Below are 13,933 nucleotides of genomic sequence, written 5' to 3' on the forward strand. Positions count from 1 at the left end.
CAGGCGTTCCGGGGCAGGGTGCCGGAGGTCCGGCTCAGTTGTCCCAGCCTTCCGGCGGGGCCGACGGGGTCTCGATGCCGGCGCGGCGATAGGCTTCGAGCGCATCGTAGCTGTTCAGCCACTGCTCGCGGTAGGCATCGTAGTATTCGTCCTGCGGCACGATCTTGTAGCTGAAGCGCGACGCGCGCCTGCGGTGCTCGAAATCGGCGGCGGCAAGCTCGGTCCGGATGTTGGGAGCGGTGCCATAGCGGCCCGCGTGCTGCAGGAGTGCGCCGTTGCCCGTAGGCGTGCCGCCCTCGTTCAGGCGCGCCGGGTTGCCACCAAGCGCGGCCACGGCATCGGCCTTGGGCGTCTGGTCGGTGCGGTTGGCGCTGCCGGGGGTGGGCGCCGGCAGGGCGTTCATCGCCGGCGGCGTCTCGAGCGGTTTGTTCGGGACGATGGCGAATTCCTCGGGCGTGCCGCTGTTGGTCTTGAGGTAGTGCAGGCGCATGTCCCGCTCGCCCGACGAACAGCCGGCGAGCCCCACGAGCCCCATCACGATCACGACCTGCGACAGCTTCATTGCCACTCTCCGGTTCTTGCCTGCGTCTGCTTTAACGTATCGAGCCCGCCCCGTCACGAGCCGTTTTTCCCGCGCTTGCCCGTGCCGCCGGGAAAGAACACCAGCCCGAGGGCGCCTGCGAAGATCGCGATATCGGCGACGTTGAAGGCGAAGGGGTTGTTGATGCCGCAGCAGGACATGTTGAGAAAGTCGGCCACTGCGCCATAGAGCAGGCGGTCGATCACGTTTCCGAGCGCGCCGCCGATCAGCAGCCCGCCCGAGATAAGCCCGAGCGTGCCCGGAGGGTCGCGGCGCAGCCAGACCAGAACGAAGAGCACGATCCCCAGTGCGACCGAGATCAGGATCCACTTGGTGGCCTCGGTGCCGCCGTTCAGCAGACCGAAATTGATGCCGTAGTTCCACGCCATGCGGAAGTTCAGGAACGGCGGCAGCACGTCGATGGCGAGCCGGCTGTCGAGTGACATTACATGAACCACCAGCCACTTGCTGAGCTGGTCGAGAACGAGGGTGATCGCTGCCACCCAGGCCACTGTCTTCATGCTGTCTTCCCCGGTTTTGCCTGCCCGGCCCGATCTAGCCTGTGCGGCGGCGGATGGAAAGCCACGGCTCAGGGCTGCCCGTGCAGGCTGCGCAGAAAGGCGCCAAAGGCGGCAACCGCGGTGGTCTCGGAGATGGCGCCGGGATCGTTGACGGTGAGCGCCGCGCAATGTTGCCGGCCCTCGGTGTCGGTGAGCCAGGCGGTGAAGTTGAGCACGCCGGTCTCGGAGCCGCCCTTGTAGGCGATGCTCTGCCACAGGCCGGGCTGAGCCACGACCGGGCCGGGATTGACCTGCATCAGCGGCAGGGCGGCCAAAGGGGCGCCAAGCGCGCAGAGCCGGTCGAGGGGGAGATACCACTCGACCCCCTGCGCGTGCGGGCCGGTGACGGCCTCGAGGGCGGGCAGGGTCTCTGCGGCGCTTGCGGCGATGGCGGGCTTGTCGGCGGGCGAGGCCGCGCGCCAGTCGGCACGGCGGGCCTCGTCAGCCTTGAGGGCGAAGAACGCGCGGGTGGTGAGCAGGTCTTCGGAGGCGATCCCGAGCCTTTCGGCAACGGCTTCGTGGCCCAGCAGGTCGATCAGCAGATCGGTAGCGGTGTTGTCGCTCTCGGCAATCATCGCCAGCGCGGCGCTGTGCAGCGTGACCGGCGCGCCCGCGGGATAGTCCTGCATCCGGCCCGAGGGCAACGAGCGGTGATGCTCTTCCAGCCGCACCACCTCGGCCCAGTCGCGGCGCCCGGCCGCGATCTCGTCGGCAAGCGCCGCAAGCACACCGATCTTGAAGGCCGAGCCCACCGCGAGCGGCTCGCTTGCGCGGCTCTCGGAGATCACCGCGCCGTCGCGCATGGCGAGCCACGACACGTCCTGTCCAAGCTCGTCCAGCAGCGCCTCGGCGCTGGCGAGATCGGTGACGCGCGGCTCGGGCGCGCCGAACCAGAGCGTCGAGACCCGTCCCTCGGCATCGAAGGCGATGCGGGCGAGCATACGGTGGGTGTCGGACTGCACCACGTAATCGCGGCCCTTGCCGTCGATCCGGGCGACCGGGCCGATGGCGTCCTTCAGCCCGTCGAGCACCTGCGAGAGGGTCTCGGGCGGCACGCTGTCGAGAAAGGCCGGGGCCATGGCGACCTCTTCGTCGCCGCGCGAAAGCAGCGCGCGCAGGGTCCGCTCTTCATCGTCGCCCGCGCTGACTGCAGAGGCCGGCGCGAGGAAGGCGAACAGGACTGCCAGGAACCGCATGGGGGGTCCTCCTGAATGTTTCAGGTGAACGCTGCGCAGAATTCGATCTTGTTGCAAGGTCTTGAAATGACGAACGGCCGGGACGTGCCCGGCCGTTCTGGATCTTCTGTGCCGCGTGGGCGGCCTGTCGCCTGCCTCAGTTGAGCAGACCGGCATGGCGCAGCGCGTCGTCGATGCGGGCGCGCACCGGCTCGGTCACCGGCAGCAGCGGCAGGCGCATCTCTTCCTCGCAGAGACCGAGGCGGGCCATGGCGTATTTGGCGCCGCAAAGCCCGGGTTCGGCAAAGATCGCCTGATGCAGCGGCATCAGCCGGTCCTGGATGGTAAGCGCCTTGCCGTAATCGCCAGCGAGCGTGGCTTCCTGAAGTTGCGAGCACAGCGCCGGTGCGGCGTTCGCCGTCACCGAGATGCAGCCCACGCCGCCCTGCGCGTTGAAGCCATGCGCAGTCGCGTCCTCGCCGGAGATCTGCAGGAAGTCCGGCCCGCAGGTGATGCGCTGGGCACAGACCCGCGCGAGATCGGCGGTGGCATCCTTCACGCCGATGATGCGCGGCAGCTTGGCCAGCTCGCCCAGCGTCGCGGGGGTCATGTCGACCGCCGAGCGCCCGGGGATGTTGTAGATCACGATCGGGATGTTCGCGCAGTCGTGCAGCGCGGTGAAATGCGCGATCAGTCCGGCCTGGGTCGGCTTGTTGTAATAGGGTGTGACCACCAGCGCGGCATCGGCGCCGACCTTCTCGGCGAACTGCACGAAGCGCATCGCCTCGTCGGTGTTGTTCGAGCCGGCCCCGGCGATCACCGGAATGCGCCCCGCCACGGCGGTGACGACGCATTCGATCACCGCCTCGTGCTCCTTGTGGGTGAGCGTCGGGCTCTCGCCGGTGGTGCCGACGGGCACGAGCCCGTGGCTGCCCTGCTCGATATGCCACTCGACAAGGCGTTTGAGCGTGTCGAAATCCACTGCGCCGTCCTTGAACGGCGTGACCAGGGCAGGCATTGAACCTTTCAACATGACACGCTCCTTTTATGTGTTAACGTCATCTCCGCGGACCCACGCCACCCTGAAGGGAATGTGAATTGCAGCCTTCATGACGCGCGATATCCTCTGGAGCGCGTCTATTCCTTCTCAGATCGGAAATTGCAAGCTCATGTCGCGCCTCTGGGCCATCCTCCTCTCGCTCGCCCTGGCCGTTCCGGCCGCCACTCCCGCCGCCGCGCAGGCCGAGCGCCCGCTGGCTGAGGCCATGCAGGCCATGCGCGAGGGCAATTGGGCCGCAGCCCTGATCGATTCGCGCGGTGACGGCCAGCCGGCGCTCGACGTGATCCTGTGGCACTACCTGCGTGCCAGCAGGGGCGACCCGTCGCAGATCATGGACTTCATCGCACGGAACCCGGACTGGCCGGGAATGCCCTACCTGCGTGAAAAGAGCGAGATCGCAATCTCGGAATCCGGCGACATGTCGATCATCCGCGCCTTCTTCGATGGCTACCGCCCGCAGACCGGCGCCGGCGCGCTGGCGCTGGCGCGCAGCTACATGGCCGAGGGCGAGCGCGGTGCCGCCGAGGCCGAGGTGGTGCTGGCGTGGCGCACGCTGGCGCTGTCCTCCGAGGAACGCTCGAGCTTCCTGTCGCAATGGGGCGATCTGCTGACCGCCCATCACGAGGCGCGGCTGGACATGGCGCTGTGGCAAGGCTGGGAATCAAATGCCCGGGCCATCATGCCGCTGGTCGGCGAGGACTGGCGCGCCCTGGCCGAGGCGCGAATCGCCCTGCGCGACATGGCGCCGGGGGTCGACGGGCTGATCGAAAAGGTGCCCGAGGCGCTGCGCGATCATCCCGGGCTGGCCTATGAACGTTTCCTCTGGCGCGTCCGCAAGGGCCGCACCGCCGATGCCGTGGCGCTGCTTCTAGCGCATTCCAAGAGCGCCGAGACCCTGGGCGAGCCCTGGGCCTGGGCCGGGCGGCGGGACGACATCGCGCATTCGATGATGCTCGATGGAGACTACCGGACCGCCTATCAGGTGGCCTCGACCCATCATCTCTCGGAGGGCTCGGACTACGCTGCGCTGGAATGGCTTTCGGGCTATCTCTCGCTGCGCTTCCTCGACAATCCGCAGCGCGCGCTGAGGCACTTCCAGGGCCACGGTGGCGCGGTCGATACGCCGATCTCGCTGGGCCGGGCCGGCTACTGGACCGGCCGGGCGCACGAGGCGCTTGGCAACGCCGAGGCCGCACAGACCGCCTATGAGCAGGGCGCCCGCTGGCAGACCTCGTTCTATGGCCTTCTGGCCGCCGAGAAGGCGGGCGTGGCCCCCAACCCGGCGCTCGCGGGAACCGAGGAGTTCCCCGACTGGAATAGCGCCTCCTTCACCGAGAGCAGCGTCTACAAGGCAGCGATCCTGTTGCTGGCCTCGGGCGAGCTGACCCTGGGCGAGCGCTTCCTCACCCATCTGGCCGAAGGGCTCGAGCGCCAGCAGATCGGCCAGCTTGGCGACATGCTCGCCGAGATGGGCCGCCCGCATGTGCAGGTCATGGTCGGCAAGCGCGCAGCGCGCTACGGCGTCGAACTGCCGGGGCCCTACTACGCGCTGCATCCGGATCTCGTGGCGACCGACTTCCCGGTCCCGAAGGAGATGGTGCTGGCGATTGCGCGGCGCGAGTCCGAGTTCGATCCGGCGGTGGTCTCCCATGCCGGGGCGCGCGGGCTGATGCAGCTGATGCCGGGCACCGCGCGGGAGGTCTCGGGCTGGCTCGACATTGCCTATTCGCATGACGGTCTGACCGAGGATCCGGCCTACAACGCCCGGCTTGGCTCGACCTATCTTGCCCGGCTCGCGGAGCGTTTCGACGGCAATGTCGTGATGATGTCGGCGGGTTACAACGCCGGCCCGGGACGGCCGATCCGCTGGATGGACCAGTTCGGTGACCCGCGGACGGGCGAGATCGACGTGATCGACTGGATCGAGATGATCCCGTTCAACGAGACCCGCAACTACGTCATGCGGGTCTCGGAAAGCCTGCCGGTCTACCGTGCCCGCCTGGGGCGCGATCCGCTGCCGGTGCCGTTTTCGGAAGAGCTCATCGGCAGCACCCTGCGCCGGACCGACTGAGGCCGGGGCAGGGGCGGGCGCGTCAGCTCAGGGCGCGGCGCAGGATCTCCATGACGCCCTCGGCGGTCTCGGCGCTCTGCACGAAATCCAGCATCGCATGGTCGGCGAAGCCCTCGTCGACCACGTGATGCAGCAGCGCCTTGAGCGGCCCCCAGAACCCGTCGGCATCGAGCAGCACGATGGGCTTGTCGTGCAGCCCGAGCTGGCGCCATGTCAGCACCTCGAAGAACTCGTCGAGGCTGCCGGCACCGCCGGGCATCATCACGATGGCATCGGCATTCATCACCATGACCTTCTTGCGCTCGTGCATGGTCTCGGTGACGACGAAGCGGGTGAGGTCGGTCTTGCCGACCTCGCGCTGCAGCAGGTGAGTGGGAATCACCCCGAACGTGTCGCCGCCGCTGGCCTGTGCGGCGCGGGCCACCACGCCCATCAGCCCGACATCGCCCGCGCCGTAGACGAGGCGCCACTTTTCGGCGGCCAGCGCATGGCCCATGGCCTCGGCGGCAGCGGTGTAAGAGGCGGCACGGCCGGGGCGCGAGCCGCAGTAGACGCAGACGGATTTCGGGTTCATGCTGAGACTCGGCGATAAATTGCTGTTTTGACCCGTGATAACGGGATTGTTATACCATCTCAACAGCGCTGCGCTGCAGCGTCACTTGGGGACATGGATAGCACGACAATGACAAAGGCTCTTGGCTGGGGGATTCTGGGCGCGGTGGCGCTGGCGGCACTGCTTTATCTGGCCGGACTGATCGGGCCGGACACGGGGCCGCTCAGCCTCGTCTCGCCGGTCGAGACGGCCTCGGTCGAGGGGGATACCGGAAGCGACGCCGCCGTCGCCACCAACTCCCCCACGCCCGAGGCACCGGAGGCAATGCCTGCCCCCGACGCGGCCGAGGCCGGCAGCGAGGCGCCCGACGCGGTCGCCGCCGACAGCCCCGCCGAGGCCCCGGCAGAGCCGGCCCCGCCGCGTTTCGACCTGGTGCGCGCCGATCCCGGCGGCCAGACGCTGGTGGCCGGCAGCGCCGCGCCCGGTGCCGAGGTCTCGGTTCTGCTCGATGGCGAGGCGCAGCCGGTGGCCTCGGCGGATTCCTCGGGCAGATTCGCGCTGTTCCTCGATTTGCCCCCCTCCGCCGACCCGCGGGTGCTGCGCTTGAGCATGAAGCTCGGCGAGCAGGAGATCGCCTCGACCGAAGAGGTCATCCTCGCGCCGCCCGCTCCCTCCGACGCACCCGAGCCGCCGCCCGCGGGCAGCACCGCCGAGATCTCCGCTGTCGCCGAGGCTGGCGTCGGACCGTCAGCCCCGGGAGCCGAGGGGGCGGATGCTCCGGGTGTCGAAGCCGTCGCGAATGACGAGGCGCTTGAGATGGCCTCCGGCGAGACAGCGGGGGGGGCGGTCACGCCGCCCGCGCCGGCGGTTGCGTCCGCAGCGGCGCCCGCCATCCTGCTCTCGACCGAGGCAGGGGTCGAGGTGCTGCAGGCGCCTGACCCGCTGCCCGAGGGACAGGTGGCGATCGATGCCATCACCTATGACGAGACCGGCGGGGTGACGCTTTCGGGCCGCGGCAGCGCGGATGCGACGCTGCGGATCTATCTCGACAATCGCTCCGTCGCCACCGGCGCGGTTCCCGAGACCGGGCGTTGGCGGATCGACCTTCCCGGCGTGGAAGGCGGCACCTACACGCTGCGCGTCGACCAGCTTGCCGAGAGCGGGGATGTGTCCGCGCGCGCCGAAAGCCCGTTTCTGCGCGAGGAGCCGGCCAAGCTTGCGGCCGCGGCCGACGAGGCGGAGGCGGGCGAGGCGGCGCTGACCGCGGTCACCGTGCAGCCCGGCAACACGCTCTGGGCACTGGCGCGGGACCGTTACGGCGAGGGGCTGGCCTATGTAAAGGTCTTCGAGGCCAACCGCGAACAGATCCGCAACCCCGACCTGATCTACCCGGGCCAGATCTTCGAGTTGCCGGACTGAGCCAGCGCCTCACGCCCGGCCATGGCGCGGGGCGGCGCGCCCGGACGCCTCCGGCGGGAGTATTTTTGACGAAGAGAAGCTGGGGGGATGCGCTCCTGTCTTCTCTGGTTTCCAAATACCTCGGGGTGAATTGGCGCTTGCGCCAAGAGGGGCAGCGCCCCTTTTTTCCGGCCCCTCATCCCGGCGCCAGGTCGGGGCCTGCTCTGGTCTCCTGCCGGTCATCGCGCTAAGGCAGGCGGGAGACGCGACAGAACGGACCCGCCATGCCTCCCGAAACCTCCGCAGACATCGCCCGCGAGGAGCGCCGCTCCGGCCTGCGCACCATTCGCCGGGTCTGGCCCTATCTTTGGCCCGACGGGCAGGTCTGGGTGAAGCGCCGGGTGGTGATCGCGCTGGGGCTTCTGCTGATGGCCAAGCTGATCGCCGTGGGCACGCCGATCCTCTACAAGCGCGCCGTCGACAGCCTTTCGGGCGAGGTGCCCGACCTGATGCTGGGCGCGGTGGGCCTGACCATCGCCTACGGGCTGGCACGGCTGATGACCGTGGGCTTCCAGCAGGCCCGTGACGGCGTCTTCGCCCGCGTCGGCCAGCGCGCGCTGCGCCAGCTTGCGCTCGAGACCTTCACCCATATCCACCGCCTGTCGCTGCGCTATCACATCAGCCGCAAGACCGGCGGCCTGTCGCGGATCATCGAGCGGGGCGTCAAGGGGGTCGAATTCCTGCTGCGCTTCCTGCTGTTCAGCGTCGGGCCGCTGATCATCGAGCTGACACTGGTGGCGGTGGTGCTCTTCTTCCTGTTCGACGTCTGGTATCTGGCCGTGGTGGTGCTGACCATCGCGCTCTATGTCTGGTTCACCTTCAAGGTCACCGAGTGGCGGGTGCGGCTGCGCCGGACGATGAACCAGCAGGACACCGACGCCAACCAGAAGGCCATCGACAGCCTGCTGAACTTCGAGACGGTGAAGTATTTCGGCGCCGAGGCGCGCGAGGCGGCGCGCTATGACGCCGCGATGAAGGGCTACGAGCGGGCCGCGGTGAAGACCGCGACCTCGCTGGCGATGCTCAATTTCGGCCAGTCCTTGCTGATCACCACCGGGCTCGTCATCGTCATGGTGATGGCGGCGATGGGCGTGCAGAACGGCAGCCTGACGGTGGGCGATTTCGTCATGGTCAACGCCTACATGATCCAGATCACCATGCCTCTGAACTTCCTCGGCACGGTCTATCGCGAGATCCGCCAGAGCCTCGTCGACATGGGCGAGATGTTCGACCTGCTCGACAGCCCGCGCGACGTGACCGACAAGCCGGGCGCACCGGCCATCGCGGTGGCTGGCGGCGTTGTGGTCTTTGACGACGTGCGCTTCGGCTATGATCCCGAGCGTCCGATCCTCAAGGGCGTCTCGCTCGAGGTTGGCGCCGGGCAGAACGTGGCGTTGGTCGGGCCGTCGGGCTCGGGCAAGTCGACCATCGGGCGGCTGCTGTTCCGTTTCTACGACGTAGGCGGCGGCGCGATCCGCATCGACGGGCAGGATCTGCGCGACGTCACGCAAGACAGCCTGCACGGAGCGATCGGGGTGGTGCCGCAGGACACGGTGCTGTTCAACGACACCATCCGCTACAACATCGCCTATGGCCGCGACGGCGCCACCGAGGACGAGATCGTCGCAGCGGCGCAGGCGGCGCAGATCCACGGTTTCATCGAGAGCCTGCCCGAGGGCTACGACACCCAGGTGGGCGAGCGCGGGCTGAAGCTTTCGGGCGGGGAGAAGCAGCGGGTGGGCATCGCGCGCACCTTGCTGAAGAATCCGCCGATCCTGTTGCTCGACGAGGCCACCTCGGCGCTCGACACCGAGACCGAGGCCGAGATCCAGACCGCGCTGAAGCGCGCGGGCGAGGGCCGCACGGTGATCACCATCGCCCACCGCCTCTCGACCATCGCCGATGCCGACCGCATCGTGGTGCTGGAGAACGGCGAGGTGGTCGAGGAAGGTACCCACGAGGCGCTGCTGGCGCGCGGCGGGCGCTATGCGCAGCTCTGGGCGCGACAGCAGGCGGATCGCGACGCCGCCTGAGGGCCGGCTCCCTGCCGCGGGAAGCAGGGCCCCCCGTGTGAGGCGTTTGCAGGTGTGCGCCGGAAATTGGTCAAATAATATGACCGCACTTGTTTCCGATCGGAAACTCTCTTACTGGTCGGGAAACTCGCACACCACCCGAATCCTGCCAGGAGGCTTGCCATGAGCGACCGCATCACCCGCAACGGTCTTCAGATCGACCGTATTCTGTTCGACTTCATCGAAGAGAAGGCGCTGCCGGGCAGCGGTGTGGCGGCGGAGACTTTCTGGGAAAAGCTCTCGGAGCTGGCGCACACGTTCGGCCCGCGCAACGCGGCGCTGCTCGAGACCCGCGAGCGCATCCAGGCGCAGCTCGACGAGTGGCACCTTGCGCGCAAGGGCCAGCCGCATGACGCCGAGGCTTATCGCGCCTTTCTCGAGGAGATCGGCTATCTCGTGCCTGAGGGGCCGGCCTTCGAGATCGAGACGCAGAACACCGACCCGGAGTTTGCCTCGGTGCCCGGGCCGCAGCTGGTGGTGCCGATCACCAATGCGCGCTACGCGCTGAACGCCGCCAACGCGCGCTGGGGCTCGCTCTACGACGCCTATTATGGCACCGACGCGATGGGCTCGCTGCCCGGCAAGGGCGGGTTCGACATGGACCGCGCCGGCGAGGTGGTGAGTGCTGCCAAGGCCTTTCTCGACGCGACCTTCCCGGTCAATGGCGGCAGCCATGCGGGCGCGGACGCATACACCGTCGAGGGGGGCACTCTGCGGGTCTCGGGCAAGCCGCTGCTGAGTCCGGCGCAGTTCGCCGGCTACCGCGGTTCGGCCGAGGCCCCCGAGGCGATCCTGCTGCGTAACAACGGCCTGCATGTCGACCTGGTCATCGACCGCGATCATTTCATCGGCAAGACCGATGCCGCAGGGCTCGCGGACGTGCTGATGGAGGCGGCGGTCTCGGCCATCATGGATTGCGAGGACTCCGTTGCCTGCGTCGATGCCGAGGAGAAGGCACAGGCCTATGGCAACTGGCTGGGCCTGATGAAGGGCGATCTTGCGGACACGTTCGAAAAGGGCGGCGCGCAGGTCACCCGCACCCTGCATGGCGACCGCGTTTACACCGCGCCGGACGGCTCGGAGCTGGTGCTCAAGGGGCGCTCGATGATGTTGGTGCGCAATGTCGGCCATCTGATGACCAACCCGGCGATCCTGCTCGAGGACGGCTCGGAGATCTTCGAGGGGCTGATGGATGCGATGGTGACCACGCTGATCGCCAAGCACGACCTGTCGAAGAGTGAAGGGCCGCGCAACTCGGTCAAGGGCTCGGTCTACGTGGTGAAGCCGAAGATGCACGGGCCCGAGGAGGTCGCCTTCGCGGACGAGATCTTCAGCTTCGTGGAAGCGGCGCTGGAGCTGCCGCAATACACCGTGAAGCTCGGCATCATGGACGAGGAGCGCCGGACGAGCGCGAACCTCAAGGAGTGCATCCGCGCCGCCAAGCACCGGGTCGCCTTCATCAACACGGGTTTCCTCGATCGCACCGGCGACGAGATGCACAGCTCGATGGAAGCCGGCCCGATGATCCGCAAGGGCGACATGAAGGGCACCGCCTGGATCGCCTCCTACGAGGATCGCAATGTCGATATCGGCCTCGCCTGCGGCCTGCGGGGCAAGGCGCAGATCGGCAAGGGCATGTGGGCCATGCCGGACCTGATGGCGGATATGCTCAAGGCCAAGATCGGCCACCCGAAGGCCGGGGCGAACTGCGCCTGGGTGCCGTCGCCCACCGCCGCGACCCTGCACGCGCTGCATTACCACGAGGTCGACGTGCTCGAGCGGCAGGCGGAGATCGCCGCGGGCGGCCCACGCGGCACGCTCGAGGATCTGCTGACCATTCCGGTGGCCGAGGGCGCCAACTGGTCCGAGGACGAGATCCGCGAGGAGATCGAGAACAACGCGCAGGGCATCCTGGGCTACGTGGTGCGCTGGGTCGACCAGGGCGTCGGCTGCTCGAAGGTGCCGGACATCCATGACGTGGGGCTGATGGAGGACCGCGCGACCTGCCGGATCTCGTCGCAGCACCTGGCCAACTGGCTGCATCACGGCGTGGTCTCGGAGGACGAGGTCATGGCGGTGATGAAGCGCATGGCCGAGGTCGTGGATCGTCAGAACGCCGGCGATGCGGTCTATCGTCCGATGGCGCCGGGCTATGACGGGCCGGCCTTCAAGGCCGCCTGCGACCTGGTCTTCGAGGGCCGGGTGCAGCCGTCGGGCTATACCGAGCCGGTCCTGCACCGTCGCCGTCTCGAGCTGAAGGCCGCAGGCTGAGGGCCATGAGGGATTGCGCCGCGGGCTTCGCCCGCGTCGCCCGGCCGCCGGCCCTGCGGGCCGGCGGACATGCGCGAAAGACGCCGTCGGCCCGGTTGGCCGCCGGTCGGGGGAAGGGGCTCTGCCCCTCTGCCGCGCAGGGCGCGGCATTCACCCCGAGGTATTTGGAAACCAGAGAAGATCCTTACAGATCACAGGGAAGAGGAGGTGGTCGCGATGGCTGCTATTTCACTGAGCCGGGCGCGGGTGATGATCCGCAAGACCTTCGAAACGGGCAAGGAGATGGGGCTGAACCCTCTTTCCGCCGTGGTGCTGGACGCCGGCGGCCATGTCATCGCCTTCGAACGCCAGGACGGGGCCAGCCCGGGGCGGTTCCAGATCGCGCAGGGCAAGGCCTATGGCGCGGTGATGCTGGGCATGCCGGGCAGCGCACAGATGGCGCGCGCTGAGGCACAGGCCTATTTCATCGCCGCCGCCAACGGCGCCTTCGGCGGCCAGATGATCCCGGTGCCGGGCGGCGTATTGGTCAAGGATTCCAAGGGCCGCGTGATGGGGGCGCTCGGCGTCACCGGCGACAGCTCGGACAATGACGCGACTGCCGCGAAAGCGGGCGTCGAGGCCGCCGGGCTGGTCGCCGAGGTCTGAGCCACCTTTCGAAACCTCTGCTGCTGCACTATGTTGCGGTGCAGCAGCAGCGAGAAAGAGGTTTTCATGGCCCGCCCCGTCGTCGGCATCATCGGCAACCAGCACCTTCTGAACGAGACCTACCCGGCCCATGCGGGCGGGGAGATGAACACCGAGGCCGTGGCCTGCGTCTCGGGTTGTCTGCCTCTGCTGATCGCCGCCGACCCGCGTTTCGTTTCGGTCGAGGAGCTGATGCAGGTTTGCGACGGCTTCCTGTTCACCGGCGGGCGGCCCAACGTGCATCCCGAGGAATACGGCGAGGAGGCCACCGAGGCGCATGGCGCCTTCGACCGTGCCCGCGATGCCATCGTGCTGCCGCTGGTGCGTCAATGCGTCGAGCGCGGGCAGCCTTTCCTGGGCATTTGCCGCGGCTTCCAGGAGGTCAACGTGGCGATGGGCGGCACGCTCTATCCGGAGATCCGCGATCTGCCGGGGCGGATGAATCACCGCATGCCTCCCGACGGCTCGCTCGAGGAGAAGTTCGCGCTGCGCCACAAGGTGACGCTGGCCGAGGGGGGGCGGTTCCACAAGCTTTTCGGCAGCACCGAGGTGATGACCAACACGCTGCACGGGCAGGGCATCAAGCGGCCCGGCAGCCGCATCGAGATCGAGGGCTTTGCGCCCGATGGCACGCCCGAGGCAATCCACGTGAAGGGGGCCGCGGGCTTTACCCTGTCGGTGCAGTGGCACCCGGAATGGGACGCGGCCAACGATCCGGTGTCGCGGCCGCTGTTCGAGGCTTTCGGCGACGCGGTGCGCGACTTCGCCGCCACGCGGCGCGAACCGCAGCGCATCTCGGCCTGATCCGCGCCTCAGGACGCCGCTTGCGCCAGAGCAAGGCGGCAAGCTGACCGCGCTGCTAGGCTTGCCCCGAACCCGGGGAGAGGAGCCTTAACATGCGCATTCTGATAGCTTACGCGACCACCGAGGGGCAGACCCGCAAGATCTGCCGTTTCGTCAGCGACCGCCTGGTGGCGGCCGGGCACAGCGTCGAGCTGCTCAACGTCACCGATGCGGAGGGGCTGGAGCCCGCGCGGTTCGACGCGGTGGTGCTGGCGGGATCGGTGCATGTTGGCGCGCTGCAGCCGGAGCTCATCGCCTTCGCGCAGGCGCACGCGGACGTGCTGTCGCGGCACCCGGTGCTCTATCTTCAGGTTTCGCTGGCGGCGGCGGGTCAGGATGCCGAGGAGTGGCAGGAGCTGCGGGAGATCGCCGACAAGACCGTGGCGGGCTTCGGCTGGAGGCCGGGGCGGATCGAGCAGGTGGCCGGCGCGTTCCGCTTCGCCGAGTACGATTTCTTCAAATCCTGGGCGATGCGTTGGATCGCCTCGCAGCATGGCCAGAAGGTCGATCCGAAGGCCGACCGGGAATACACCGACTGGGCCAGGCTTGCAGAGGCGGTGGACGGATGGGCCGCAACGGCCGCCGACCGGCGCTGAGATCCGGCGC

Annotated in this window: 12 protein-coding genes; 7 read left to right on the top strand and 5 right to left on the bottom strand. The window is 68.2% G+C overall.

The features are described from left to right. Nucleotides 1–34: 34 nt before the first annotated feature. The 4 genes from JF542_RS01695 to dapA all read right to left on the bottom strand — a co-directional run bounded on the left by JF542_RS01695 (nt 35) and on the right by dapA (nt 3,348). Entirely contained in the window at nt 35–562 is a 528-nt protein-coding gene (locus JF542_RS01695; RefSeq protein ID WP_242533537.1) for a DUF3035 domain-containing protein, read from the bottom strand. Nucleotides 563–615: 53 nt separating this feature from the next. Next, complete coding sequence (gene lspA, locus JF542_RS01700; protein WP_007792219.1) at nt 616–1,101, bottom strand: signal peptidase II; 486 nt, start codon at nt 1,099–1,101, stop codon at nt 616–618. Nucleotides 1,102–1,169: 68 nt separating this feature from the next. Then, nucleotides 1,170–2,336, bottom strand: coding sequence for a serine hydrolase (locus tag JF542_RS01705; protein WP_207074488.1), 1,167 nt, complete (start codon nt 2,334–2,336; stop codon nt 1,170–1,172). 136 nt (nt 2,337–2,472) lie between these two features. After that, on the bottom strand, nt 2,473–3,348 hold the full coding sequence (gene dapA / locus JF542_RS01710; protein WP_207074489.1) for a 4-hydroxy-tetrahydrodipicolinate synthase: 876 nt from the start codon (nt 3,346–3,348) through the stop codon (nt 2,473–2,475). 136 nt (nt 3,349–3,484) lie between these two features. Between dapA and JF542_RS01715 the strand changes: the two genes are divergently transcribed. Beyond that, nucleotides 3,485–5,446 (top strand): lytic transglycosylase domain-containing protein, encoded by a 1,962-nt coding sequence (locus tag JF542_RS01715; protein WP_207074490.1) that lies wholly within the window; start codon nt 3,485–3,487, stop codon nt 5,444–5,446. A gap of 22 nt (nt 5,447–5,468) precedes the next feature. On the opposite strand, the gene JF542_RS01720 is transcribed toward JF542_RS01715, so the two are convergent. Then, nucleotides 5,469–6,020, bottom strand: coding sequence for an LOG family protein (locus JF542_RS01720; RefSeq protein ID WP_207074491.1), 552 nt, complete (start codon nt 6,018–6,020; stop codon nt 5,469–5,471). Nucleotides 6,021–6,128: 108 nt separating this feature from the next. On the opposite strand from JF542_RS01720, the gene JF542_RS01725 reads away from it, so the two are divergent. The 6 genes from JF542_RS01725 to JF542_RS01750 all read left to right on the top strand — a co-directional run bounded on the left by JF542_RS01725 (nt 6,129) and on the right by JF542_RS01750 (nt 13,923). Continuing rightward, nucleotides 6,129–7,418: a LysM peptidoglycan-binding domain-containing protein gene (locus JF542_RS01725; protein WP_207074492.1), complete on the top strand. Its 1,290-nt coding sequence runs from the start codon at nt 6,129–6,131 to the stop codon at nt 7,416–7,418. A 263-nt stretch (nt 7,419–7,681) separates the two neighbouring features. Beyond that, nucleotides 7,682–9,490 (top strand): ABCB family ABC transporter ATP-binding protein/permease, encoded by a 1,809-nt coding sequence (locus JF542_RS01730; RefSeq protein ID WP_207074493.1) that lies wholly within the window; start codon nt 7,682–7,684, stop codon nt 9,488–9,490. A gap of 162 nt (nt 9,491–9,652) precedes the next feature. Then, nucleotides 9,653–11,800: a malate synthase G gene (locus tag JF542_RS01735; RefSeq protein ID WP_207074494.1), complete on the top strand. Its 2,148-nt coding sequence runs from the start codon at nt 9,653–9,655 to the stop codon at nt 11,798–11,800. Between the two features lie 216 nt (nt 11,801–12,016). Continuing rightward, entirely contained in the window at nt 12,017–12,445 is a 429-nt protein-coding gene (locus JF542_RS01740) for a GlcG/HbpS family heme-binding protein (RefSeq protein WP_207074495.1), read from the top strand. 66 nt (nt 12,446–12,511) lie between these two features. After that, nucleotides 12,512–13,288, top strand: coding sequence for a gamma-glutamyl-gamma-aminobutyrate hydrolase family protein (locus JF542_RS01745; protein ID WP_207074496.1), 777 nt, complete (start codon nt 12,512–12,514; stop codon nt 13,286–13,288). Nucleotides 13,289–13,380: 92 nt separating this feature from the next. Further along, nucleotides 13,381–13,923 (top strand): flavodoxin domain-containing protein, encoded by a 543-nt coding sequence (locus tag JF542_RS01750; protein ID WP_007792096.1) that lies wholly within the window; start codon nt 13,381–13,383, stop codon nt 13,921–13,923. Nucleotides 13,924–13,933: the final 10 nt, after the last annotated feature.

Source organism: Salipiger bermudensis (assembly GCF_017309175.1).
In the GTDB taxonomy this organism is placed as follows: Bacteria; Pseudomonadota; Alphaproteobacteria; order Rhodobacterales; family Rhodobacteraceae; genus Salipiger; species Salipiger bermudensis.

What these genes read in the sequence shown, in the direction of transcription:
- JF542_RS01695 (WP_242533537.1), bottom strand. Translation starts at nt 562, where the DNA reads ATGAAGCTGTCGCAGGTCGTGATCGTGATGGGGCTCGTGGGGCTCGCC.
- JF542_RS01720 (WP_207074491.1), bottom strand. Translation starts at nt 6,020, where the DNA reads ATGAACCCGAAATCCGTCTGCGTCTACTGCGGCTCGCGCCCCGGCCGT.
- JF542_RS01740 (WP_207074495.1), top strand. Translation starts at nt 12,017, where the DNA reads ATGGCTGCTATTTCACTGAGCCGGGCGCGGGTGATGATCCGCAAGACC.
- dapA (WP_207074489.1), bottom strand. Translation starts at nt 3,348, where the DNA reads ATGTTGAAAGGTTCAATGCCTGCCCTGGTCACGCCGTTCAAGGACGGC.
- JF542_RS01705 (WP_207074488.1), bottom strand. Translation starts at nt 2,336, where the DNA reads ATGCGGTTCCTGGCAGTCCTGTTCGCCTTCCTCGCGCCGGCCTCTGCA.
- JF542_RS01715 (WP_207074490.1), top strand. Translation starts at nt 3,485, where the DNA reads ATGTCGCGCCTCTGGGCCATCCTCCTCTCGCTCGCCCTGGCCGTTCCG.
- JF542_RS01750 (WP_007792096.1), top strand. Translation starts at nt 13,381, where the DNA reads ATGCGCATTCTGATAGCTTACGCGACCACCGAGGGGCAGACCCGCAAG.
- lspA (WP_007792219.1), bottom strand. Translation starts at nt 1,101, where the DNA reads ATGAAGACAGTGGCCTGGGTGGCAGCGATCACCCTCGTTCTCGACCAG.
- JF542_RS01745 (WP_207074496.1), top strand. Translation starts at nt 12,512, where the DNA reads ATGGCCCGCCCCGTCGTCGGCATCATCGGCAACCAGCACCTTCTGAAC.
- JF542_RS01725 (WP_207074492.1), top strand. Translation starts at nt 6,129, where the DNA reads ATGACAAAGGCTCTTGGCTGGGGGATTCTGGGCGCGGTGGCGCTGGCG.
- JF542_RS01735 (WP_207074494.1), top strand. Translation starts at nt 9,653, where the DNA reads ATGAGCGACCGCATCACCCGCAACGGTCTTCAGATCGACCGTATTCTG.
- JF542_RS01730 (WP_207074493.1), top strand. Translation starts at nt 7,682, where the DNA reads ATGCCTCCCGAAACCTCCGCAGACATCGCCCGCGAGGAGCGCCGCTCC.